Annotated in this window: 19 protein-coding genes and 1 tRNA gene; 15 read left to right on the top strand and 5 right to left on the bottom strand. The window is 41.0% G+C overall.

Going from position 1 to position 24,392, the window contains the following annotated elements; translation table 11 throughout:
• Nucleotides 1-99: 99 nt before the first annotated feature.
• Nucleotides 100-1,632, top strand: coding sequence for a DUF3943 domain-containing protein (locus ACHWSC_RS23020; RefSeq protein ID WP_394678303.1), 1,533 nt, complete (start codon nucleotides 100-102; stop codon nucleotides 1,630-1,632).
• 41 nt (nucleotides 1,633-1,673) lie between these two features.
• On the opposite strand, the gene ACHWSC_RS23015 is transcribed toward ACHWSC_RS23020, so the two are convergent.
• The gene (locus tag ACHWSC_RS23015) at nucleotides 1,674-3,122 is read right to left on the bottom strand and encodes a L,D-transpeptidase family protein (protein ID WP_394678302.1); all 1,449 of its coding nucleotides are present in this window, start codon (nucleotides 3,120-3,122) and stop codon (nucleotides 1,674-1,676) included.
• Nucleotides 3,123-3,236: 114 nt separating this feature from the next.
• Entirely contained in the window at nucleotides 3,237-4,247 is a 1,011-nt protein-coding gene (fbp, locus tag ACHWSC_RS23010) for a class 1 fructose-bisphosphatase (RefSeq protein ID WP_394678301.1), read from the bottom strand.
• A gap of 269 nt (nucleotides 4,248-4,516) precedes the next feature.
• Here fbp and ACHWSC_RS23005 point away from each other — a divergent pair, with 269 nt between their 5' ends.
• The 4 genes from ACHWSC_RS23005 (at nucleotide 4,517) to ACHWSC_RS22990 (ending at nucleotide 8,307) form a co-directional block, all read left to right on the top strand.
• The gene (locus ACHWSC_RS23005) at nucleotides 4,517-4,750 is read left to right on the top strand and encodes a hypothetical protein (protein ID WP_313182968.1); all 234 of its coding nucleotides are present in this window, start codon (nucleotides 4,517-4,519) and stop codon (nucleotides 4,748-4,750) included.
• A 258-nt stretch (nucleotides 4,751-5,008) separates the two neighbouring features.
• The gene (locus tag ACHWSC_RS23000; protein ID WP_394678300.1) at nucleotides 5,009-7,759 is read left to right on the top strand and encodes a heavy metal translocating P-type ATPase; all 2,751 of its coding nucleotides are present in this window, start codon (nucleotides 5,009-5,011) and stop codon (nucleotides 7,757-7,759) included.
• A gap of 55 nt (nucleotides 7,760-7,814) precedes the next feature.
• Entirely contained in the window at nucleotides 7,815-8,093 is a 279-nt protein-coding gene (locus ACHWSC_RS22995; RefSeq protein WP_182981140.1) for a lipopolysaccharide assembly protein LapA domain-containing protein, read from the top strand.
• Nucleotides 8,094-8,234: 141 nt separating this feature from the next.
• Nucleotides 8,235-8,307 (top strand) — tRNA-Lys (locus ACHWSC_RS22990).
• A gap of 366 nt (nucleotides 8,308-8,673) precedes the next feature.
• On the opposite strand, the gene ACHWSC_RS22985 is transcribed toward ACHWSC_RS22990, so the two are convergent.
• Nucleotides 8,674-8,886: a hypothetical protein gene (locus tag ACHWSC_RS22985; RefSeq protein ID WP_120334664.1), complete on the bottom strand. Its 213-nt coding sequence runs from the start codon at nucleotides 8,884-8,886 to the stop codon at nucleotides 8,674-8,676.
• Between the two features lie 2 nt (nucleotides 8,887-8,888).
• Nucleotides 8,889-9,716 carry a class I SAM-dependent methyltransferase gene (locus ACHWSC_RS22980; RefSeq protein WP_394678299.1) on the bottom strand — a complete coding sequence of 276 codons (828 nt, stop codon included), beginning with the start codon at nucleotides 9,714-9,716 and terminating at the stop codon, nucleotides 8,889-8,891.
• 356 nt (nucleotides 9,717-10,072) lie between these two features.
• Here ACHWSC_RS22980 and ACHWSC_RS22975 point away from each other — a divergent pair, with 356 nt between their 5' ends.
• From ACHWSC_RS22975 to ACHWSC_RS22960, 4 genes are all read left to right on the top strand, one after another.
• On the top strand, nucleotides 10,073-10,849 hold the full coding sequence (locus ACHWSC_RS22975; RefSeq protein ID WP_394678298.1) for a hypothetical protein: 777 nt from the start codon (nucleotides 10,073-10,075) through the stop codon (nucleotides 10,847-10,849).
• 112 nt (nucleotides 10,850-10,961) lie between these two features.
• Nucleotides 10,962-11,537: a Crp/Fnr family transcriptional regulator gene (locus ACHWSC_RS22970; protein WP_183043953.1), complete on the top strand. Its 576-nt coding sequence runs from the start codon at nucleotides 10,962-10,964 to the stop codon at nucleotides 11,535-11,537.
• 74 nt (nucleotides 11,538-11,611) lie between these two features.
• Nucleotides 11,612-12,430 (top strand): alpha/beta hydrolase, encoded by an 819-nt coding sequence (locus ACHWSC_RS22965; protein ID WP_394678297.1) that lies wholly within the window; start codon nucleotides 11,612-11,614, stop codon nucleotides 12,428-12,430.
• Nucleotides 12,417-13,289 carry an EamA family transporter gene (locus tag ACHWSC_RS22960; protein WP_394678296.1) on the top strand — a complete coding sequence of 291 codons (873 nt, stop codon included), beginning with the start codon at nucleotides 12,417-12,419 and terminating at the stop codon, nucleotides 13,287-13,289. Before ACHWSC_RS22965 ends, ACHWSC_RS22960 begins: the two co-directional genes overlap by 14 nt.
• Here ACHWSC_RS22960 and ACHWSC_RS22955 read toward each other — a convergent pair.
• Entirely contained in the window at nucleotides 13,270-13,695 is a 426-nt protein-coding gene (locus tag ACHWSC_RS22955; protein ID WP_394678295.1) for a hypothetical protein, read from the bottom strand. The genes ACHWSC_RS22960 and ACHWSC_RS22955 overlap by 20 nt on opposite strands.
• 373 nt (nucleotides 13,696-14,068) lie before the next feature.
• Between ACHWSC_RS22955 and ACHWSC_RS22950 the strand changes: the two genes are divergently transcribed.
• The 6 genes from ACHWSC_RS22950 to ACHWSC_RS22925 all read left to right on the top strand — a co-directional run bounded on the left by ACHWSC_RS22950 (nucleotide 14,069) and on the right by ACHWSC_RS22925 (nucleotide 24,388).
• Nucleotides 14,069-15,244 (top strand): FecR family protein, encoded by a 1,176-nt coding sequence (locus tag ACHWSC_RS22950; RefSeq protein ID WP_394678294.1) that lies wholly within the window; start codon nucleotides 14,069-14,071, stop codon nucleotides 15,242-15,244.
• Between the two features lie 184 nt (nucleotides 15,245-15,428).
• Nucleotides 15,429-18,857, top strand: coding sequence for a SusC/RagA family TonB-linked outer membrane protein (locus ACHWSC_RS22945; protein ID WP_394678293.1), 3,429 nt, complete (start codon nucleotides 15,429-15,431; stop codon nucleotides 18,855-18,857).
• Between the two features lie 17 nt (nucleotides 18,858-18,874).
• Nucleotides 18,875-20,530, top strand: a complete 1,656-nt coding sequence (locus tag ACHWSC_RS22940; protein ID WP_394678292.1) for a RagB/SusD family nutrient uptake outer membrane protein — start codon at nucleotides 18,875-18,877, stop codon at nucleotides 20,528-20,530.
• Between the two features lie 55 nt (nucleotides 20,531-20,585).
• Nucleotides 20,586-22,109 carry a sulfatase-like hydrolase/transferase gene (locus ACHWSC_RS22935; protein ID WP_088161080.1) on the top strand — a complete coding sequence of 508 codons (1,524 nt, stop codon included), beginning with the start codon at nucleotides 20,586-20,588 and terminating at the stop codon, nucleotides 22,107-22,109.
• Entirely contained in the window at nucleotides 22,106-23,596 is a 1,491-nt protein-coding gene (locus ACHWSC_RS22930) for an arylsulfatase (RefSeq protein WP_394678291.1), read from the top strand. The genes ACHWSC_RS22935 and ACHWSC_RS22930 overlap by 4 nt, the downstream gene beginning before the upstream one ends.
• Before the next feature lie 198 nt (nucleotides 23,597-23,794).
• The gene (locus tag ACHWSC_RS22925; RefSeq protein WP_394678290.1) at nucleotides 23,795-24,388 is read left to right on the top strand and encodes an RNA polymerase sigma factor; all 594 of its coding nucleotides are present in this window, start codon (nucleotides 23,795-23,797) and stop codon (nucleotides 24,386-24,388) included.
• Nucleotides 24,389-24,392 lie beyond the last annotated feature (4 nt).

Genomic DNA, 24,392 nt, shown 5'->3' with positions numbered 1-24,392 from the left:
TTAAATTACTTGAACAGGATAATTGCCGCAAAGGTACTAATCACACAAACACTTTTCCCCAATATTTGTTATTCTTTACAAATTTTATCGCAAAACAGTATGTTCATTTCGATTAAACAACGCATTAACCAACGTCATTATAGTCTCTTAATATATATCATTTTGTTGCTTGTCCAGCTCGGGAGTATAGGGCCTAGTAAGGCTGCATTCCTACCAGCTAGAGACTCCTTAGTTACTTCAGATAGCCTATTTCGAGCGAAACCTGTCGAAAAATATCCCATGTACCACGATGAGCAACCACGACTTTGGAACAATCATCTTATCAATGTAAAACAAACAGACAGTTTATTCGATTACCAAAAGAAGAACTTCTTAAGGGCGGGAATTGAGTGGTTTTCCATCCAAGCTATTCCTGCTTCGGTTAATTACTTCATTCGAAAAGATCCTGTTTCCCATATTTCCTTTAAAAACTTCTTTAGCCATTTAAAACTGTCAGCCTGGACCTGGGACGACAATCTTTTTGCAACAAATCAAATAGCGCATCCTTATCACGGTCAGTTTTATTTTAATTCGTTCCGATCCAACAACTACAGTTTTCTACAATCGACAGCCGCAACCGTAGCTGGTAGCTATATCTGGGAAACTGCAGGTGAAACAGAACCACCATCGATCAATGATATCATCAACACAAGTTTTGGCGGTACTATTTTAGGTGAAATGACCCATAGACTATCGCATCATATTCTTTCGCGCCCAAGCCTGACCAAAGGACAACGTAATAAAAAAGAACTATTGGCCATGCTGATCAATCCAATAAACGGGCTCAACCGTCTGCTCGACGGGCGCTGGGGAGATAAGGTAAAAGGTGCGGTGGTCGACAGTTCTTTAGTACACACTGAAGTTGAATTGGGGCTAAGACGGTTTGATGCCAAGGAACATGACATCTTGAATAAAGGAAAGAATGACATCTATGCCCGTATCAAACTGATTTACACCAACGATGATCTAGACAAAAAGAAACCCTTTGATGACTTCTTCCTCAATTTGGAACTTGGATCAGATGATAGTTCCATCGTCAATGCGGTCAATGTGTATGCCTCGTTATACGGTAACCGTATTTTATCCAATTTAACAGGACGTCATCGTGGTATCGTGTCTGCGCATTTCGACTTTCTACGCAATGAAGCTTTTTATTACGGATCACAGAGCATCAATTACAATGTCTTTTCAAACTTCAATATTGGTAGCCGTACCAAGCTGACAACCATCCTTGGTGGTGGTCCAGTGGTATTGGCTGCTGTACCTGATCCTTATCTCCATTTTGGTGAAAGCCGCACATACGATTATGGCCCCGGGGCAGATGTTAGGGCTTCAGCCACATTGAGCACATTAAACCGCTTTAAATTTGGTGTAGATTATCGTGGCGGATATTTTGTCACAATCAGTGGCAACAAATCCCACCATTTTCTACACGCGGTATCCACGAGTGCTTCAATGCGTATCTGGAAAAATTTCGGTATCAACCTTTACTCCGGTTATTTTAGATTGGAAGGTCATTATCAAGACCATAACAATGTCAACAAAGACTATCCTTTTGTCCGGATAGCACTAGCCTACAACTCTGAATACTAGCTATAAAAAAAGGCTTAACTAAATGAGTTAAGCCTTTTTGATTAATTTGTCCAATATTTCTTTAACGCTTCCTTCAAACGCGGATCATAACCATATATATCCGGATACGTAACAATTTTCCCTTCGTCATCCAACCAGGTTGTATAGTAGGTGATATAAACTGGCATCTGCCGTTTAAGTGTTACCCAACGTGATTTTGAGATCGAATCTGTGGTAATTTCTTTTGCAATTTTTTCGGCCTGTTTTTCATTATTGACAAGGTAAGACGCCAAATCAACGGGTTTTTCAACACGCACACAACCATGGCTCACGGCGCGATTGCTCTGCCCAAACATTTGTTTTGCAGGCGTATCGTGCAGATAAATGGAATAGGGGTTCTCAAACAAAAACTTCACATTCCCCAATGAATTATCCGAACCAGGATTTTGTTTAAAACGAAAATTCTCCACAGAATCCGAATTCCAGTTGACCGTTGCAGGGTCCACTTGTTTACCTTTGTAATAGGCTACCATATTACGCGAGGCCAGATAGTTTGGATTATTTCGAACGCTTGACAATAACTCTTTCTTGACAATACTGCTTGGAATATTCCATACAGGATTTACTTGCATGGCATCCAACATTCCTTGCATGACAGGCGTCTCGTGGTTCTCACCTTTCCGCGTATAGGCGGGATTATCAGTTTCACCGACACACACATTCATCAGTTGACTTGTCTTCCCTTCTTCCATAATATGTAACCGTTGTTCAGGTATGTTCACAAATACATATTTCTCCGGAAAAGCATCTCCCATCCAGCGCAATTTTTCCAATACCATTAACACCTGGCTACGTTGTGCACTGTTTAGGTTCCCATTTTCCAATAAATCCTGAAACCTGGTGTAATACTGATTTTTAGGTTGGATATCGGTCAACACAGTTCCAATTTTTACACTATCCAGCATTTGTACAACTTTACCATAGCTCATACGCTTTTGAGGAACGAAATATCTTCCATAAAGGCGTTTGGGGTTGACCACACCATATTTTATGCTGCTGATATAAGCCACGAGCCCGTCAGTACTCAATAAGTCAAGTTTGGCCAATAATGGATAAACTTCAGCAACATCTTTGCTTTTCAGTGTTCGAAGCGAAGATAGTGTTTCCTTAATCGCAGCTGTATGGAAATAACTGGCTCGAATACCATGTGCATCACTCCGCTCAAAATAAGTTAACATGGTGTCGATACTACCATCAAAAAGGTGTTCGGCAATTAAAGTCATCCCTTCAGTAGAATCCGATAATTCCTTCATCCAGCTCGGATTAACCAATTGAGATTTTTCCTTGCCATATACTTCATGGAAGACTTTTACATAAGCTGCTGTGTCAAAATCCTTATAGGACTTATTTTCAAACTCTCTCGCCAACACATCGCCATAAGTCGGAGGATTATCCTTACAAGAAAAAAATACTACTGAAACAAATGAAATAAAAACTAAAAATCGTAACATATTACAAATCGTGAAAAAGAAATGGCTTCGCAATAATGAAGCCATTTTCTGAGGACAAAGATAAATAATTCTTATTGTCTAAAGAATCTTACCTGTCATTGAATCACTACAGAATCAATCACTGTATTTTTTCAGGAAATCTTCCAGCAATTCCACCATATCGGTATTGCCCAAAAAAGCTGCTGATCGCTGGTGCAATGTTTTTGGCTCAATATCGAGTATACGCTGCGATCCATTCGAAGCTTTACCCCCTGCCTGCTCAATGATGAAGGCAATTGGATTGCACTCATACATCAATCTTAGTTTACCGTTAGGGTGGGCAGAAGTCGTTGGATAAAGAAAGATGCCCCCTTTGAGGAGATTGCGGTGAATATCGGCCACCATTGAGCCGATATACCGTGACGCATAGGGACGTTGCGTTGCACTGTCTTCCATTTGGCAATATTTGATATATTGCTTAACGCCTTTTGGAAATTTGGAATAATTTCCTTCGTTAATTGAATAAATTTGACCCGAAGCCGGAATTTTCATATCAGGATGGGATAAACAAAACTCGCCGATCGAAGGATCCAATGTGAATCCGTTTACGCCCTTTCCCGTTGTGTACACCAACATGGTTGAACTACCATAGATCACATAACCTGCAGCGACCTGCTTCGTTCCATGCTGTAAAATATCATTGCTATTACAAGAAACACCTGTATCAGAAATTCGTCGATAAATGGAAAAAATCGTCCCCACAGATACGTTAACATCGATATTGCTTGAGCCATCCAGCGGGTCAATACACACAATATATTTCGCATTTTTGGAAACCCCTGATTGGATATACACGGGATTTTCATGTTCCTCTGAGGCAACTACACAGCATTCTCCCCCACTTTGAAGCGCTTTGATAAACTGCTCATCGGCATAAACATCCAGTTTCTTTTGTCCCTCGCCCTGCACATTGACCTGGCCTGCATCGCCTAAAATATCAACCAATCCCGCTTTATTAACCTCTCTATTTACAATTTTTGCTGCGATTCCAATATCGCGCAGTAGTCTAGAAAGCTCCCCTTTAGCATACGGAAAATCAGCCTGTTTTTCAATGATAAATTGACCTAGTGTAGTTATACCACTCATAATGTTGTTTTATTGGATATTTGTTGCACAAAGCTAAAAAAGTTAAACAAACTTTAGCAAATACATCCTTCTCATATTTAGCATTTTAGCAGACTAAATACGCAATCGATTGCGCTATGTTTTGAAATCTCTTCTTTGCTAAAACGATTATTAGCTATTAAAAAAATAATAAAAGGTTGAAAGCAGTGGATAAATTTCAAATAGCAACGATTAGAAAAAAAACAATAAATGCTAAGTATTTGGTAATTTTGGCTAAATATTCTGATACAATGCAACAACTTATACAACTCATCGAAAAGGAAAAATTAGGAAATCAATTGGCAAAACAGTACACGTTGATCATAGATGATAAACAGGTCGTTCACGGTGCCTTATTTGTAATCAAAACCACAAAAAAAACATTTAAATTGATGATCCCGGCGCCTTTTCACGAAGCAGTTCTGAAAGAACAAGTAACCATCAATACCTTGATCAAACATCCCCAAGTAATGCTACTGGCTTAATCAAAGGGAAATTCCCCTATCCTCATACCTATCCCCAGAGCAAACAAAACATCGCTCGATTGTGTTTATCATAGCGTAATTTCGCTGTTTTTTTTTCACCATATTCCGTCTCCCGAAGACTATAAAGCTGGTTCGACCTAGAAAATGAGAGCAAACCGGAAGCACATATTATCAACGGGAAATTTTACAAGAAAACCCGGTAAAAGTGTAAAAATCACCTCGATATAACGTTTAACTTTAGGCAACAAAGACAACGCTATGCAACACCACTATACACTTTCAGGAATGTCCTGTGATGGATGTAGGTCCACAATCGAACATGCATTGAATGAGCTTCCTGGGGTTCATGCCGAGGTAACTTTAAACCCGCCAAGCATGACAGTAACATCCCAGAAACATATTCCGTTACAGCAATTACAGGAAATAATATCAAAATTAGGTCCTTACCAGGTCGATGAAATACATAAGCATCAGGGTGACATACAGTCCGATCAACACATTGTAGCACAAGCTTCAGACAGGTATGGCTGCCCCATGCATTGCGAAGGTGAAAAAACGTACAGCCAGCCAGGAAATTGTCCGATCTGTGGTATGCATTTGGTTAAGCTCGATGCAGAAACAGCAATTAAAAATAGGCTGCATACTGAGCATGCAGCAACCTCGCATATCCATCACGAACAGCAACACAACCATTCCGCTCAGTCAAATGCCACGATACATCGATCACAGACAATATCTACAGCTGACAAAGCACATGGTCATACATCCGCTGATAAATACTATTGTCCGATGCATTGTGAGGGCGACAAACTTTATAACGAACCTGGAAACTGTCCGGTATGCGGCATGAATCTGGAAAAGGTCCCCATGTTAAAGACAGACCTTCAATATACCTGTCCTATGCATCCTGAGATTGTACAAGATCATCCTGGAAATTGCCCCATATGCGGTATGGACCTTGTGCCTATAGCCAATGGGAATGATGAGGCCGACGATCACACTTATCGTGATCTACGTATGAAATTATGGGTCTCTATCCTATTTACGGTCCCGATCTTTATACTTTCCATGGGCGAAATGCTTGCCGGTAATCCAATAGGTAAAATCATTTCGCCGAGTTTGTCTGGCTGGGTTCAGCTGGCTTTATCCCTGCCGGTTGTTTTTTATACCTGCTGGTCTTTTTTTCAACGGGGCTGGGTATCTTTCAAAACCTGGCGCCTTAATATGTTTAGCCTGATTGCACTTGGTGCTGGAGCTGCGTTTGTCTATAGTTTGGTTGGCCTATTTTTTCCGCAGGTCTTCCCTGCTGAATTAAAAAATCATCATGGCTACATTGCACTTTACTTCGAATCCGTTACCGTCATATTGACTTTGGTATTATTAGGCCAGGTGATGGAGGCCAAAGCACATTCCAAAACCAATTCGGCAATCAAAGAGCTGATCAAGCTGAGCCCTTCCGAAGCTACGCGCGTAGAAAATGGAATAGATAAAAAGATCGGCATAGATCAAATTCAACTCGGAGATATACTCAAAGTAAAACCCGGGGACAAAATCCCCGTTGACGGGCAGATTATGGATGGCAACAGTAACATTGATGAATCCATGCTGACGGGTGAACCTATTCCGGTAGAAAAACAGGAAGGAGATCATGTTAGTTCGGGAACAATCAATGGCGACCGCAGTTTCCTCATGAAAGCAGAACGTATCGGTTCGGACACCCTACTGGCTCAGATCATTCAACTCGTCAATGATGCGAGCAGAAGCAAGGCACCCATTCAACGATTAACGGATAAAGTATCCGAGATATTTGTCCCGATTGTCATCATTATTGCAATTTTGACATTTCTTACCTGGTGGCTTTGGGTTCCTTCCGCTTCCTTAGCATTCGGCTTTGCCAATGCACTTGCCGTACTTATTGTCGCCTGCCCCTGTGCCTTGGGACTCGCTACACCGATGTCTGTCATGGTGGGTGTCGGCAAAGGGGCCAAACATGGGATCCTGATCAAAGATGCAAGTGCGCTGGAAAAAATGAACCATGTAGATGTGGTTCTAACAGACAAAACAGGTACCATCACCGAAGGAAAACCTACCGTTGATGATATTCAGCCAAACTCTTCCAGCAGCAAAGACGAGATATTATCTTTGGCAGCCGCTTTAAACGCCAATAGCACACATCCATTAGGTCATGCTATTATTGAAAGGGCGAAAAAGGAAAATAGTAAAACGGACCTTGCAGTTTCCGATTTTGAAAATGTTGCCGGGCAAGGAATCAAGGGAAACATAGCTGGACATAGCATAGCACTGGGCAATCAATTGTTGATTGAGTCTATCGGCATAACAATTCCTCATGATATGAAGCAGCTGGCCGAAACTGCTCAATCCCATGGAAAGACGGTATCCTTCCTGGCAAAAGACAGTAGCTTATTGGGGTATTTTAGTATTTCAGATCAAATAAAAGCCTCTTCGAAGCGTGCAATCCAATATCTTATACAGCATAAAGTCGATGTCGTTATGCTGACGGGAGATAATATCCATACGGCAAGGGCTGTGGCGGATCAAGTTGGCATCAAGCATTTCAAAGCCAATGCCTTGCCCAAAGATAAATTGCAGGAAATTCATGCGTTACAGCAAAAAGGACATGTGGTGGCTATGGCTGGTGATGGTATCAATGATGCCCCTGCCCTTGCTCAAGCCGATATCGGCATTGCCATGGGCACAGGTACCGATGTTGCCATACAAAGCGCTTCACTCACTTTGCTGAAAGGAGACCTTATCGGAATAGCCAAAGCAAAGGTACTGAGCCAAAAACTGCTCCGTAATATTAAGGAGAACCTGGGTTTTGCTTTCGTCTATAATATACTCGGAATTCCATTGGCTGCTGGACTTCTATATCCTACTTTCGGAATTCTCCTGTCCCCGATGATTGCTGCCGCTGCGATGAGTTTCAGTTCCGTTTCGGTTATCTTGAATTCTTTACGCTTAAATCGTGCAAAGATCGATATCGATTAAAAACAGATATTCCCTATATTCGCTGTTAGAATAACGACATATAGTTTACAGTAACATGCGTAATATCTTTTTAATCTTGATAACGGTTATCATCACAGTTGTGTGTGTCAAAAACCCGCAATCGGTGCAGCTCAATTTTCTCGGGGAATCACAAGTGGCACTATGGAAGCTATTATTAGCCTTTTTTATTGCAGGAATTGTATTTGTATCTCTATTGAAAATCGGAAAAAAGAAACAGCGGGCGTATGAAGAGGAAGAAATAGACGAATCGGAAGAAGAAAACAGCGACAGAAAGTCCCAATTATCGGATGAAGACCGGGAATTTCTATCCTAAATAAAAAAATAAATCACTAAAAATGAAGCCCTAAACAGCCGTAGCGCATTTTTATCGCACAAATACTTGCGTGGAATAGGGATTAACCCTATCTTTGCATCACTTCAAACAAGGAACGGTAGTTCAAAAACAAAGAAGTAAGATTCCGTAGCTCAGCTGGTAGAGCAATACACTTTTAATGTATGGGTCCTGGGTTCGAATCCCAGCGGGATCACTAAAGAAAAGCTAATCGAGAGATTAGCTTTTCTTGTTTTAAGATTATTAGGATTCGAAAGAAGGGTCGGCCGGGTTCGATCCAATGGAGGCTCAGGGATGTGTTTGGGAAATGAGGGGCTGAGCCAATCCCAGCGGGATCACAAAGAAGAAAGCTAATCGAGAGATTAGTTTTTCTTGTTTTGAAGCTATTAGGATTCGAAAGAAGGGCCGGCCGGGTTCGATCCAATGGAGGCTCAGGACTGTGCTTCAAGGATAAAGTGTATAACAGCCTCCATCCGTTATACGGAACAATCGGTTTCAATTTCCAATTCATTGATTGCCTTTTCCAGTTTAGACGATGTTTCGTTGTAAAATTTAGCTATCATTATCTGCTGTTATTTTTCTTTCTTACCCTTTTCATTAGACTGTAATTACACGCTCTGTTTTCTGCATATTCAATTTTATGTTCAGCTAGAAGCTGTACAATTATTTCGTTTGTTTCATCTTCATTAAGTCCTATTTTTTCCCCGAGGTCAATTTCATTGAGTTGACCGTCATTTTCTATTAATGCTCTGTAATATTTTTCTTTATTTTCCATAATTATATTTTTTTTTGCACAGCTATCATCATGTGTGGACTAAAGGGTAAAAGATAGCTGTCGTTTTCAGTAACTTGAATAAGTTCCATTAATGTTCTTCGCTTTTTGTTATTCAGCATATTAGCAAAGTATTCTTTATCCAACCATGCCATACCCTCAACGGCATAAGTATTTAGATAGGCTAAGCCTTGATTTATAAATTCATCTTTTAGCTGTTCTGGCTTATGATAAAATGCTTCTGCTAAAAGCCAAGGGAAATCATCGGGCGGATTGTGCATCCCCCTTATTAACTCTTCTTTGCACATGTCAAAAAATGGCTTTTTGTGAATTAAGCCGTTTAAAAGACCAACCAATGTTGATGCCGTATAATTGATGGCAAAACCCAAAATAATCCCATCATTCTTTAAAATACGTTTAGCTTCGCAAATGGCTAAATCTCTATCCTCCTTTTTTTGAAGATGATAAAGAGGGCCGTGCAGTATTATTAGGTCTGCATAATTATCTGGAAATTCCAATTTTCGAGCTTCTCCTAAATGTACAGAAAACCTGTTCTTTAATCTATTCGCTCTGTTTTGGGCTATTTGTATATGTTTTGCAACTGGCTCTACCAAATGAACTTGATGTCCTTTTTTAGCAAGCCATTCCGAATACTTTCCCGTACCACCACCAATGTCTATTATTTTTGAAGATGAAGTTGGTATATATTTTTCTACGAGTGATTTAATTCTTTCAAATTCAAATACGCCCATTCCTTTGTCAAGTCGAGTTTCTTCGGATGCTCTATTGTAAAATAGCTCGATATCTCTACTTATTAACTGTTTACTATTCATTTTTATTCATCGTTTCAGCACATTTTGAAATGTTGAATACACCGCAAAAGTGATAATGCAACCGATTTGATAATCGTTTGTTTTGTTTAAGATTAAGAAATAAGTCGATAGGATTATCTGTGCATTAAAAACCAAAAAATTTCAATGCATTAATCACTCTGTTTTAGAGTTGTCTTTCGAGTAAGACCAGATAATATGTTAGATATAGTATAACAGACCACAAAGATAGAAAATTTGGATTAATTTTTAACGTTGAATTGACACTAATATTCCCCGATTAAAAAATCACTATTTTCATTGATTTTTTAACGGATCTAATTTGATAGTTTTGTTATGCACATTAAATAGCACAACGGATGAAAAATTTTGTTTTACTTCTTTTAACTTTCTTAAGTATACCTACTCATGCTCAAGATAAATTAGCTTTAACGGATTTGGTGTATCCTGATTTAATTCCGACACTCATGCAGAACGGCTTATTTGGCTACTGTGACAAATCACTAAACGTTAAAATAAAGGCACTTTTTGAAAAAGCAGAACTATTCGAAGCTGATTACAATTTCCAACTTTTCCATGTAAAGAATCCCGAGATCATTAAATATGGAACAGAAGACTATGCTTGGGTACTATTCAATGGCGAACGCTACCGTATCGATAAAAAGGGTACACGAGTATATAAATACAATGCCGCCGATTTTAAAACAGGTGAAACAACAATTTATCTGTATAAAAATTCAACTGTTTATTTTAGCGACAGTATAGATGAAAACACACTCTTTCAACATATCAAAGACAACCAGAGTGGAAAACAAATATTTCCGGAAGAGCAATCCATGCAGGAATTTCGCATAAAAAATAAGGAGTTGATTGAGGAAGGAGTTAAATTGATTTTCCGCCCCAAAAGAAAAGAAATACCTTACGTAGATTTTACCAGTGAGAACACTTTACTAAAAGGAATAAAAAATAGTGAGACTAACCAAATCATTGTAAAAGCAAAGTATGCGAGTATTGAGGAGCTTTATAATAATCCATTGCGTGAACAGCAGTATCCGCTGTTTACTGGCTATCGCGGCGACCTCGACAAGGAAATATATGTCGGTCTGAATGGAACCGAGTACTACATCAAAGACTAGTGTAAGAATCTTTAGTTTCCAAGTTACAATCCGTTAAAGTACAATTGAAGCTATCATTTCACTAACTTTGTTAAATAGATAGATCGGTCATTTACAAAACAGTTACCTATTGATGATAGAAAAACTCCTCTTCGAAATGAATACTTATGCTGCGCTTAGCCCAGCTACGACAGAAATTTTGAAAACGATCTTTCAGGTGAAGCAGTTCAAAAAAAATGAACATATTCTACGTGCTGGAGAATATGCTAAGTACTATTATTTTATATGCAAAGGATTATTAGGTTATTATAAATCAAACGCTGATGGCAATATTATCTACAAAATGTTTTTTGAAGAAAATAGCTTTTGCGCTTCCACCGCCGCCATCATTGAAGAAAAACCGAGCACCTTCAACATCATTGCACTCGAAGATGTGGAGTTAATTCAATATTCAGCCAAGGCTTTCCGTGAGCTTGTCCGCACAAAGCATGATTTGGCGCTCTTTCAGATAGCCTACCTGGAAAAGAATTGGGTGGTCAAAAAAGAACCACTTGAAATCGAGCTCAAGTGGGAATCTGCAAAGGAACGTTATCTTGAACTTCATAAGAATCAGGTGCTTTTCAAACGCCTCAAGCAGCATCATATCGCCTCCTATCTTGGTGTAACTCCCACGCAATTAAGTCGCATCCGTAAGGAATTAAAAGAATAATTCCATCAACATGTGTATACGTTTTTAAAGATTATACTGTTGAATTTTGCCTTATAAAGACAAAATTTTAAGCTATGAAAACAGTATACACACTCCTATTTTCTGCCCTTAGCCTACCACTGGCGGCACAAAAAGTCGTTAGGACAAAAATCCATAGTGCCAAAATGGACAAAAACATTGAAACCATTATAATTACGCCCGACATGCAAGACGGGATCAATTATAAAACAGTTTATATTCTCCATGGTTATAGCGGCAACCCCACCCGTACCGTGCAAGAAGACATTCCGGACTTAATCCAAAAAGCAAAAACATTTCAGACTATTTACGTGCTACCCGATGGAAATTTCAATTCTTGGTACGTAGATAGTCCCATCGATCCACATGCACAGTACACCACTTTTATCGGAAATGAGCTAGTAAGTTACATCGATCATCACTACCCGACCCAACAAAACCGAAATGCGCGCGGAATACTGGGCTGGAGCATGGGTGGCTACGGAGCATTGCACATCGGCATAGCCTATCCACAGACATTTTCGATCGTCGGAAGTTCATGCGGTGCTCTTGATTTCGACCGCTTCGGACAAGCTTACCAGCAATATCAGGTAGACAAGGTATTGGGCGACTATAAAAATCTGAACGATGTAGACCGCATCTACAGCAACGAAGATAAAATGAAGCACAATAAACAACGCTATATCCTCGATTGTGGAACTGAAGACCTGCAAATGCTGGAAATGAACCGCACATTCCACAAGCATCTGACCGACAAAAATATCGAGCATCTTTACATCGAATCAAAAGGAGGACACGATACTGCTTATTGGAGCAAATCACTATCACAACAGTTGGCTTTATTTCAAAACTACTTTCAACATGAAGGATTATAAATCGACACTCTATGTTGCTGCCGGCGCTTGCAGTTACGGACTGCTCGCAACAATTGTGAAATACGCAAACCATTTAGGGATACACACAAGTTTGTTAACCTTTCTGCAGTTTATGTTTGGTTTTCTCTTTTTGTTGGCCTTTAATCTGTTATCAAAGCGTAATGCAGAAGAACATAATGCCATCAAATTTTCATCAAAAATTAAACTGATGGTCTGGGGCATTTCCCTTGGTCTGACAACAACACTTTACTATCTCTCCATCCAATATATCCCCGTATCCGCTGGAATTATTTTACTGATGCAATCCATTTGGATAAGTTTGGTTGCAGAAGCAGTGCTGTTGAAAAAGTTTCCATCAAAAGGCAAGATAACAGGAGTTATTATTGTTTTGCTCGGAACGACCTTAGCAACCAATCTATTCCAAAACAATAATCACCTTGATTACAGAGGAATAATACTGGGTTTCGGAGCGGGAATAAGTTATGCGCTGGCAATTTATGCTTCAAGCACAGTGGAGAAAGAGTTGCCGAGTCCGGTACGTAGCCAATTCTTGGTCTTAGGCGGACTGCTACTCATCGTAGCATTTTGGAACATTGATATTATTCGGTATATGCAACCTAATGCATTGCCTTGGGGGTTATTGATTGCCATTTTTGGAACTATTCTTCCACCCTTACTATTTACAAAAGGAATCCCAAAAACCGGAATAGCGATGGGAAATATTATTTCAAGTCTGGAGATCCCTGTTTCAACCTTATCTGCCATGTTGGTTCTACAGGAAGTTGTTTCAGGATTCCAATGGTTTGGCATACTCCTGATTTTAATGGCTGTCATTATAATTAATGTTGGTAAGCCGTAGTAGCCAGCCAATGATTAAATCTATTATATTGCCATAAGATCAACCCCCATACCGGAACTACGGTTGCAGCCATGTGGAGCATTTCAAATATATTGGATGCTCCACCAGCTTGGATCAGAAAGGACGAAAACAATAGGCTAATAGCGGCGGGCAATAAAACAAAGGATAGTGCCCGTCCAACCCTACTGTTTCTGAATTGCTTATTTAGATTTAGAAAAATAGATATCGTACCAATCGCAATACAGAGTGCCACGAATGAAAGCAACAATTCTGTAAAAAAGGGCATGTAGCAACGTGCTCTTTTTGCAGCCTCATTATTTGCCTGAAGTATGGCTGTAAGGACAAAGGTCGTCAATACACTAAACCCTATAATTTGCAGGAAAATAAAACTTAGCTTCCTTTTCATCAGCACACTATTTTAAAATAAATAAACAAAGCGGCGAATAGGCCTGAACTCCTCGTTCCTTCCTATTCCCTTTAATACATTTCGACCAGTTCCTGCGGGGAGTGGCAATCCCAAAACTGATTTCAACGCCGACCTTTTACAAGTTACAGCTGATAAATCCCTTTAACCATCAAGCTTTAAGTAAAAACAATAATCTTCTTTAAAGATGCGAATTAATCCGTTAAGATAAATGCCAAAGCAATATTGGACGTGGTATTGACGATATTGGTCGGTTGGAGCTTAATATTTGTCGACGTGCTGCACCTAATTATTTTTTTACTTTTTTTACTAAGGTTTATCCTCCCTGTTACGTATCTATCTAAAATTATATACCATGAGATTGACTGATGATATCAAACAACTAATCATAAAGTACATTGGCGACAACTTAACGTCCGATGAAAAGACCGATTTAAAGTTATGGTTGGATGAATCATCAGAACATCGTGTTTTTTTTGAAGACCTCCTGGATAACCATGATTTGATAAACGACTTGAATCAATGGAGCGAGCTTCAGGCTTCAGATACAATGGATTGGAACGAAAGGTTAAAAGCAAAGACCCTAGAAACTATTCGGACCTCTGCCGTTAAACCATCTCCTATCAGAAACATAAAACACCTGCTTCCCTACGCAGCAGCTTTAATAAGCATAATCTTAGGAGGTTTGATGTATTTCATGGTTAGAAAACAAGTTGCACCGGTCAGTAATCGAATCGTCTTAAATGACGTAGAAGCACAGAGCAACCAGGCAGAAATACGGCTTTCGAACGGCAAAGTGCTCCAGGTATCGAGTCAGAAAGGAGCCTTGGTTTCAGGAGAAAATTTAACCTACGAAGACGGTACTATCCTTCAAAACGCATCTTTAAAAGGAGATCTGATGGCCACCGTCAACACCCCTGCTGGCACGATGCTGCAACTCCAACTGGAAGATGGATCGGAGATTACGCTCAATGCAAAAACAACACTCAAATACCCGCTTCATTTTGCAAAAAACAAACGTGTTGTTGAAGTGGACGGTGAAGCCTATTTTAAAATTGCAAAAAATAAAAAGGTACCCTTCCATGTTCTTTCCAACGGGCAACAAATTGAAGTCACGGGCACTGAATTCAACGTAAATACCTATTCAAAATCCCAAAGTAGTACAACGCTTGTAGAGGGGAGTATCAATCTATCGGCGCAAGGGCAAACGTTACAGCTCAAGCCCAATCAGCAAGCGCTCTTAGCTTCGGGTCAACTATCCAAAAAAGTGGTCGATCCCGCTAATTACATCGCATGGCTCGACAATAAATTCTATTTTAATGAAACGGACCTCCATACTGCTCTACAACTGATCGGCCAATGGTATGACCTGCAAATCATCTACACGCAACCGATAAAAGAAACACTTTTATATGGCGAAATTAAACGCACGAAAAGTCTCGCGGCAGTCCTAAAGATCCTGGAGCGTAGCCATATTAAATTTGACTTGATCCAAGAAAATGGAGTTCGTAAACTCTTTGTTTCAAACTAACCAATTATCCATGAAATAACCCAAAAACAACAATTATGAGAAAACCAACCTAACGAGACCAAACGAGATACTAAAAAAGCCGACCAATGCTACGAACATTAATCGGCCATAATAGTGATCTCCATTTTTGACCGATTTACCCAATCAGTTTAATAATAGATTATATCCCTAATTCAACAAATTTATGAATTTTAATTTTCTTGTTCATAGAAATCGAATTGCTGTGAACATACCCAAGCAATGGAAGACCAAAATGAAGCTTAGTGCCTTTTTTACCCTTGCATGCGTTGTTAAGCTGTCTGCAGCTAGCTACGCACAATCAATTACTATTAACGCCAAAAAAATGTCTTTGGTGCAGGTATTACGTACCATCCAAAAACAGAGTGGCGTCCCCTTTCTGTTGAATGGTAAAGAACTTGCCGACATTAAAATTGAGGCGCAGGTTCGTAATATGCCTTTAGAAAAAGCCATACAGGTTCTCTTAAAAGACCAACCTGTCGATTGGAGTTTTCAGGACAATATGCTTGTCGTAACGAAGTTAAAAACAAATTATCCGACTTATGAGCTTCCAAATAACTACACGTTAGTACAACAAACCCGCACATTCAAAGGAAATGTTCACGATAGCAAAGGAACAATGCTTCAGGGCGCGACGATTATAATAAAAGGTTCGACAAGGGCAACCACGACAGATGAAAGCGGTAACTTTCAGATCGAAGCAAATAATAATGCCGTACTCGTGATTAAAATGATCGGCTACCAAACCAAAGAAATCCCATTATCCAACCAGCTTTACCTGAATATTGAACTTAGCCAACAGGTCGATGCATTGGAAGAAGTCGTCGTCGTAGGCTACGGTACGACAAAAAAGAAAGAATTAATCGGTTCGGTTTCCCAAGTTGATGGGAAACAACTAGCCAAACGCTCCGTTCCCCAGCTTGCGCAGGCCCTCACAGGTCAAATGCCCGGTGTAACCGTCATACAGCGATCTGGTCAGCCTGGAGCAGCAAACAATACCATACAGATCCGTGGTGTGGGTTCGTTCGGTGCAAGTACCGACGCACTTATTTTAGTTGACGGTATACCCACCAATTCCTTCAATGATATCGACCCAAATGATGTTGCATCTATCTCGGTACTGAAAGACGCCTCTTCGGCAGCCATATACGGAGCTAGAGCCGCCAACGGCGTTATTCTTGTTACAACAAAAACCGGGGCAACAGGTGGAAAATTAACGGTCAATTACAATGGCTATTACGGTATCCAGAAACCAACAGCGTTCCCCGAATTTGTCAACTCTTGGGAGTACGCTTCCTTGCTCAATGAAACCACAAGTGGCGGCGGAGGCTACACCGCAGAGGAGATCCAAAAATTTAAAGATGGCTCGGATCCCGACAACTACCCAAATAGTAATTACTTAACCAGTTCATTCAAGTCCCAAGCGGCGCAAACAGGCCACAACCTAAATATATCCAATACCACAGATAAAATACAATACACCTTATCTGCTGGCTTTCTCAATCAAAAAGGTATTGTCATCAAAAACAATTTTGACAAATACAATGTCCGCCTCAATCTCATATCAAACCTCAATGACAAGCTCAAATTAACGACGCGGGTAGCGGCAATTCAGACCGAAACAGACGAACCGGCAGCACCGGCAACGCTTGACTTCTCCAGCATGACGGATATCATTTCTCAGGTGATTCGCTATCCCGCCATATACCCGATCCGCCTGAGCAATGGCGACTGGGGCGCAGGGAATAACCTGAAGGGGACACCGGTATCTTTCCTGGAGAGCGAATCCTTCTACAAAGAAAAAGTGTCTAATATCTCTGGAAACGCAAGACTCGACTGGAAACCGATTTCAGATCTGACCTTGTCCGCTATTGGGGGCTATACGCAGACGAATGGCCGCACAAAACTTTTTAGAGCATCACAACGGATCAACAATTCCATTACGCTCGGACCTTCAAGCCTCAATCAAACTGCTCCTTATGAAACATATAAAACGTTTCAGGCCTTAGCAGACTATAACAAAACGATTGGGCAACATTCCTTGAAAATATTGGGCGGTTATTCTTTCGAGAAAGGCTACAGCGAAGGTTTAAGCGCTTACCGCCAGAATTTTCCCAGCAATGATCTTACCGAGTTAAATGTAGGTTCACCAGATGGACAACAAAACACTGGTACAGCTACTGAGTGGGCATTGGAATCTTTATTTGCCCGCGTGCAATATAACTATGCCAAGAAATACCTGGTCGAAGGTGTTGTTCGATACGATGGGTCTTCCCGTTTTCCAACCGATAAAAAGTATGCCACTTTTCCTTCAATTGCAGTAGGTTGGCTACTGAGTGAAGAATCGTTTATAAAGGACCACTATAGTTGGATAGACGAATTGAAAATCAAAGGATCTTATGGGGTTCTCGGTAACCAAAATATTGTCAATAATGTCCAACAGCGCGTTGTCTCTAACTACCCATACCAGGATGTTTTAAATCCAGGTTACAATTACCCCTTTGGAAACACTATTTCTCCAGGGGTCGCCCGAACAACAATTGTTGACCCTATGCTACGCTGGGAATCGACCCGAACGGCAGATGCGGGCGTAGAAGTGGCTTTATTTAAAAATTTACTGACATTCAGCAGTACCTATTATAACCGATATACTTACGATATTTTGGTGAGCCCAGGTTCTAGTGTTTCCAAAATTTTGGGTTTTGAAGTAGGTGTACAAAATTCTGGAAAACTTCGAAATACAGGATGGGAATTTACACTAGGGCATCAAAAAAAAATAAATGATTTTTCTTACAACGTCAATCTTAACTTCTCTACGGTCAAAAATAGGGTCGTCGATTTGGGTGTCGGCAATATCAATCAACCGAATGGCTTAGTGGGAAATGGTTCAACCCTATTTATCGGTTACCCGATTCAAGCCTACTACGGCTACCAGGCCGATGGCTTGTTTATTGATGCAGCCGATATTGCAAGCTATGCCAATCAAACCAGCATCAACCCCAAACCGCAACCAGGCGATATCCGCTACAAGGACATCAGTGGCCCCGACGGTGTACCTGATGGAAAAGTAGACGCTACGTACGACCGAACTGTAATTGGATCACGTATCCCCAAATACACCTACGGGATGAATATCGGAATGAACTACAAAGGGTTTGACTTAGGAATACTTCTTCAAGGTGTAAGCGGTGTCAAAGGCTTATTGGACAATTATGCTGGATTTGGGTTGACACAAAACGGCAATATCCAACGCTGGCAAGCTGACGGCAGATGGACTGCAGCCAATCCCGATCGAAATGCCATATACCCAAGAATTGAACAATTGCCGAATACCGGCACACCAAATACCCTGCTATCAGACTACTGGTTACTGGATGCGAGCTACCTACGGCTTAAGAACATCCAATTGGGCTATACCATTCCGAAGCATATCCTTAACAAATGGAAATTGTCAGGTCTAAGGGTTTACGCAAATGCCGAAAACCTATTCACAGCAAGCAATTATAGAAAAGGATGGGATCCCGAAATCAATTCAAGCGGCGCCTACTACCCTATTATGCGCAATTTTACATTTGGGGTTAACCTTAGTTTTTAACCAATCGATAAAAAAACATGATACACATCTCATATAAACCTATAAAATTGGCCTTATGCATTCTTTTTGCATCAAGCCTAAGTACCAGTTGCAAAAAACAGCTGGAAACCAATCCACTGGATAAATTTGCCAACGAAACCTTTTGGACAAACGAAACGAATGCCCGAGCAGCGCTGACAGGATTATACAAAGCGGAAATACAAATGAACTCCCTCGCCGAATTCAGCCCCACAGATTGGTGGTCCTATAACGGACTTCTTTACCTGGAGTTTGCTTCGGACAATGCCTACGATAGACGTGGTGATAATTCGGTTTTCAACAAACTATCCGATGGTACCTTAACGAGCAATAATAGCAACTTAGACAATTATTGGATGTATACCTACAAGAAAATCGCCCGTGTAAATTATTTTCTTGAAAATATAGATAAAACTCCTATTTCAGCAGATCTACTCGCACGCTTTAAAGCCGAAGCTCGGTTTATTCGTGCTTGCCAATATTTCTACCTGTCCCAATACTGGGGTGATGCCCCTTTAGTTACCAAAACTTTAACGCCCAGTGAAGCGAATCAGGTTTCCAAAGCGAAAAAACAGGAATTGGTTACATTTGTCGCGCGTGAATTGCAGGAAGCGGCAAACGACTTACCTAGTTATGGCAAATTGACTACCGCAGAAAGGGGCCGCGCAAGCAAACAGGCAGCCCTCGCTTTCCTTGGACGCATCCAACTGGCAGAAAAATCTTACGCCGACGCTATCAAAAGCTATGAGCAGATCATCAATGCCAATGAAAATAGCATAGATCCGAACTATTCAGGCTTATTTAATGGAACCAACGAAACGAGCAAAGAGATTATTTTTGCCACGCAGTACTTGGTTGATCTTGCCGGAAACGGTATGTTTCAGCACAATTTTCCGGCAATCGCAGGCGGCTGGCATCTTCACTGTCCGCTCGGTAGTCTTGTAGAAAGCTATGGTTTCACCGATGGAACGGCATTTTCGTATGATGATGCGCGCTATAATGCGCAAGACATTAGCAAAAACCGAGATCCGCGTTTAGCCTTCACCGTGATAACGAATGGTGATCGTTTTAAAAACCTTAAATATACGTCTCACCCCGATTCCACCCTATCTATCGACCAATTGACAACCACAAAACAGGCCACACGTACGGGCTACGGATTACGCAAGTTCAACGACGAGGGGTTTAGTGGAAACTTACAAAACTCTGGAGCCGACGTTCCTATTGTACGCTACGCCGAAGTTCTCCTGAGTTACCTTGAAGCCAAACTCGAAAATGGAGATCCTATTACCAGCGACCTACTCGACAAAACCATCAACGCTGTCAGAAAAAGAAGCAGCGTTAATATGCCAGCCATTAACGTCCAAAGTAGTACCACCTTGCGCACGACGTTACGCAACGAAAGACGTGTGGAACTCGCATTGGAAGGACTTCGTTATTGGGATTTACTACGTTGGGGTATCGCAAAGGATGTACTGAAAGGTGACTTTTATGGCGCCCCATTTCCAAATGCGAAAAATCTTCGTATAAAATCCGGTGGAAGTAAAGACCCTTATAGCCGATGGTATGTGACCAGCAAATCCTTCCGGGCTGGCCAAGATGAACATTGGCCAATTCCGCAAAATGAAGTTAATATCAATCCAAATCTAAAATAGTATCTTGGGTATCGTCAATTGTCAAACGATACCCTTTAAACAAAACTTAACGTATATGAAGAAGCCACTATCCCTAACGTTATTACTCTCCTCGAGCCTTTTCGCAGCGCTCCCCACGGTTAGTTTTGCCCAAAAGGCTAGTAAACCAAATGTGATCTATATTTATGCAGACGACCTTGGTTTTGGTGATTTAAGCAGCTATGGTGCCAAGCAAATCGAAACCCCCAACCTGGATAAACTCGCCCAAAGCGGCGTACGATTTACCAATGCTCATAGTACTTCGGCAACTTGTACCCCTTCCCGTTTTGCATTGATGACCGGTACGTATCCCTGGCGTCAGGAAGGTACAGGCATTCTGCCCGGAGATGCCAAGCTAATCGTTCCAACAGATAAAATTACCTTACCCAAAGTATTTAAACATGCGGGCTACGCTACTGCCATTGTTGGCAAATGGCATATGGGACTCGGAAATCAGGTCCAAAAAGACTGGAATGCTCCCATCAAACCCGGACCTAATGATGTAGGTTTTGACTATTCATTCATTTTTCCTGCAACAGCAGATCGCGTCCCAACAGTGTTCCTTGAAAATGATCAGGTCGTCGCTGCAGAGGCCAATGATCCAATCCTGGTCGACTATGAAAAGAAAATAGGTAACGACCCCACAGGAAAAGAACATCCCGAACTGCTCAAAATGCATTCTTCACCTGGCCAGGGACATAATCAAACTATTGTCAACGGTATCGGGAGAATTGGTTACATGAGCGGTGGAACACGTGCAAGATGGGTAGACGAAGAAGTTTCCACAACATTTCTTCACAAAGCCCAGGACTTTATTTCACAACACCAAAACAAACCGTTCTTTCTCTACTTCTGCTTGACAGAACCACACGTCCCTCGCATGCCAGCAACACAATTTAAAGGTAAAAGCAAACTTGGTTACCGCGGTGATGCAATTCTTCAATTGGATTGGACCGTCGGACAAATTCAACAGCAATTGCAACTTTTGGGACTTGACAAAAACACGATTATAATTTTCAGCAGCGACAACGGCCCCGTTCTCGACGACGGCTATATGGATGGCGCTGTGGCCCAGCAAAATGGCCATTTACCCGCAGGTCCACTACGCGGTGGTAAATATAGCATCTTCGAAGGCGGAACTCGCGTGCCCTTTATCGTAAGCGGCAAGGGCGTTGCACAAGGGAAAGTTTCCAATGCATTGATCAGCCAAATAGACCTCTTGGCAACAAGTGCCCAATTATTGGATGTTCCACTAAAAGCAGATGAAGCAAAAGACAGCGCGCCGCTCTTGAAAACCTTAACCGGTCAAGATAATAAGGGACGTAGCAGTATGGTTCAGCATGCACAGACACTTGCCATCGTAAAGGACGAATGGAAATATATTGCGCCAAGCAAAGGTTCCCCCTACATGAAATTAACCGATACAGAAACAGGAAGTCTTCCGGAAGATCAGTTATACGATCTTAAAAATGATATCGGCGAAAAGAATAATGTGGCTTCAAAATATCCAGAAAAGGTCGCTGAACTCAAGCAATTATTGGAAGGAGAACGTAAAAAATGAAACTAAAAGTTGGACTTTCCCTCATCCTCCTCGGATGGGGGACTCTTTTTGCACAACAAAAGAAAAAGCAGCATAAATTGCCCAATATCATATTTTTTTATGCAGACGATTTAGGTTATGCCGAAACTGAGCCCTATGGACAACGATTGATCAAAACACCAAATATCCAGCAGCTGGCACATGAAGGTTTACGCTTTATAAACCACTATACCAGTACTCCAGTATGCGCCCCAGCCCGTTGCATGTTATTAACGGGCAAGCATGGTGGCCAATCTTATATTCGCGGAAATTATGAATTGGGCGGTTTCGCAGATAGTCTCGAGGGTGGCCAGATGCCACTACCTGAAGGAACGTATACCATGGCTCACCTATTTAAAAAAGCCGGTTATCAGACCGCTGCCATTGGAAAGTGGGGACTTGGAATGAATAATTCCACCGGAAGCCCCAATAAACAGGGATTTGACTATTTCTTCGGTTACCTGGACCAAAAACAGGCACACAATTACTACCCAACACATCTTTGGGAAAATGAAACAAAATATCCCCTTCAAAACAAGGAAAAATTTGTCCATTCTCCTTTAGATTCCAGTAAGGCCACGGCGGAGGACTTCAAACAGTTTGACGGTAAGGAATATGCACCTGAACTAATGACAGAGAAAGCACTAGCTTTTATCGACAAAAACCAACGCAAACCTTTTTTCTTATACCTTCCTTATACATTGCCGCACTTATCACTACAAGTTCCACAGGAATATGTAGATAAATATAAGGACCTCTTCCATGACAAACCTTATTACGGACAGGACGGCTATACGGCTACCCCCTATCCAAGAGCAACCTATGCCGGTATGATCACCTATCTGGATGACCAGGTCGGCACGATTATGAAGCATATCAAAGCATTGGGAATAGATGACAATACCATTATTCTATTCTCCAGTGACAACGGAACTGGCTTTAATGGGGGCATAGATTATCGTTTTTTCCGCAGTGTCGATTCACTTCGAGGATTGAAAATGGATGTTTTTGAAGGCGGTATCAAAGTTCCGTTAATTGTCAGGTGGCCCAACCGCATCAAAGCGAATTCCAAAACAGACTTGATTTCGGCCCAATACGATCTCATGGCTACCTTCGCTCAGCTGGTTCAACAAAGCCCCGGGCACAGTAATGGGCTCTCCCTCCTTCCAACCTGGCTGGGTCAAAAGAACCAACAAAAACATCAATATCTCTATTTCGAATATCCAGAAAAGGGCGGCCAGATCGCCATCCGCGAAGGACGCTGGAAGGCCGTCAAACTCGATCTGAAGAAAAACCCTAAAGCAAAATGGCAATTATATGATTTAACAACAGACCCTTGGGAAGAAAAAAATATCGCGGCACAGCACCCACAAATGCTGCAGCATTTCGATGAAATTGTCAATAATGAACACCAGCCTGCTCATATACAGGAATGGGAGATTGTAGCGAATAAGATGATTAAAAAATAAATCGATTTCTTTCTTAATTTTTTAATCTTAAAAAACTTGGGTTGTCCGGATTGAATCATGACAACCCAAGTTTTTTATGTAATTTAGCCAAGCAATCCATAGCGGGGCTCGAATGTGAATTTACCTATTGAATGATGTATTGACCATAAGGAGCAAAACATATCCCGAAGGCCAACGTAAAACGATCAATAACCAAGTATGCGGCAAATAGAATCATACATCAATACACTGAAAGAAGGTGATGAAATGGCTTTATGCTTTTTTATGGATCATTTTGGTCATTCTTTACGCTATTTTGCCTTTTCTTATCTCCGCAACAAAACCGATGCCGAGGAAATTGTCTCAGATGTTTTTGTTAAACTCTGGAATAATAGACAAAAGGTAGAGCATTATGAAAGCCTCAAAGCCTTTCTTTTTATCGCTACTAAAAATGCCTGTATCGATATGCAAAGAACTACGCAATTCAAAATACGGAAAGAGGAACTCGATATTCTGCAGCATATGTCAGTTCCGGATGAAGATGTACTCAAGAAGATATTCCGAACAGAACTCACCGAGTTGTTACTTGCTGAAATCAATTTGCTTCCCAAACAACAAGCTCAGATCTGCAAGCTCAGTTTTTTGGAAGGCTTGAATACAGATGAAATTTGTGAAACATTGAACACAACCGCATCAACCATCTATTATGCGAGATCCAAAGCATTGCATGCGTTAAAAGAACGTTTCAAATCGAAAAAATTTGAATATCTCACCATCCTAGTGCTGACAGCATGGTATACCTTCAAAAGTTAACGGC

Origin of the sequence: uncultured Sphingobacterium sp. (genome assembly GCF_964277905.1) — a bacterium.
In the GTDB taxonomy this organism is placed as follows: domain Bacteria; phylum Bacteroidota; class Bacteroidia; order Sphingobacteriales; family Sphingobacteriaceae; genus Sphingobacterium; species Sphingobacterium siyangense.
Note: the sequence above shows the minus strand (reverse complement) of the source record. Positions and strands in the feature narration are given on the sequence as shown.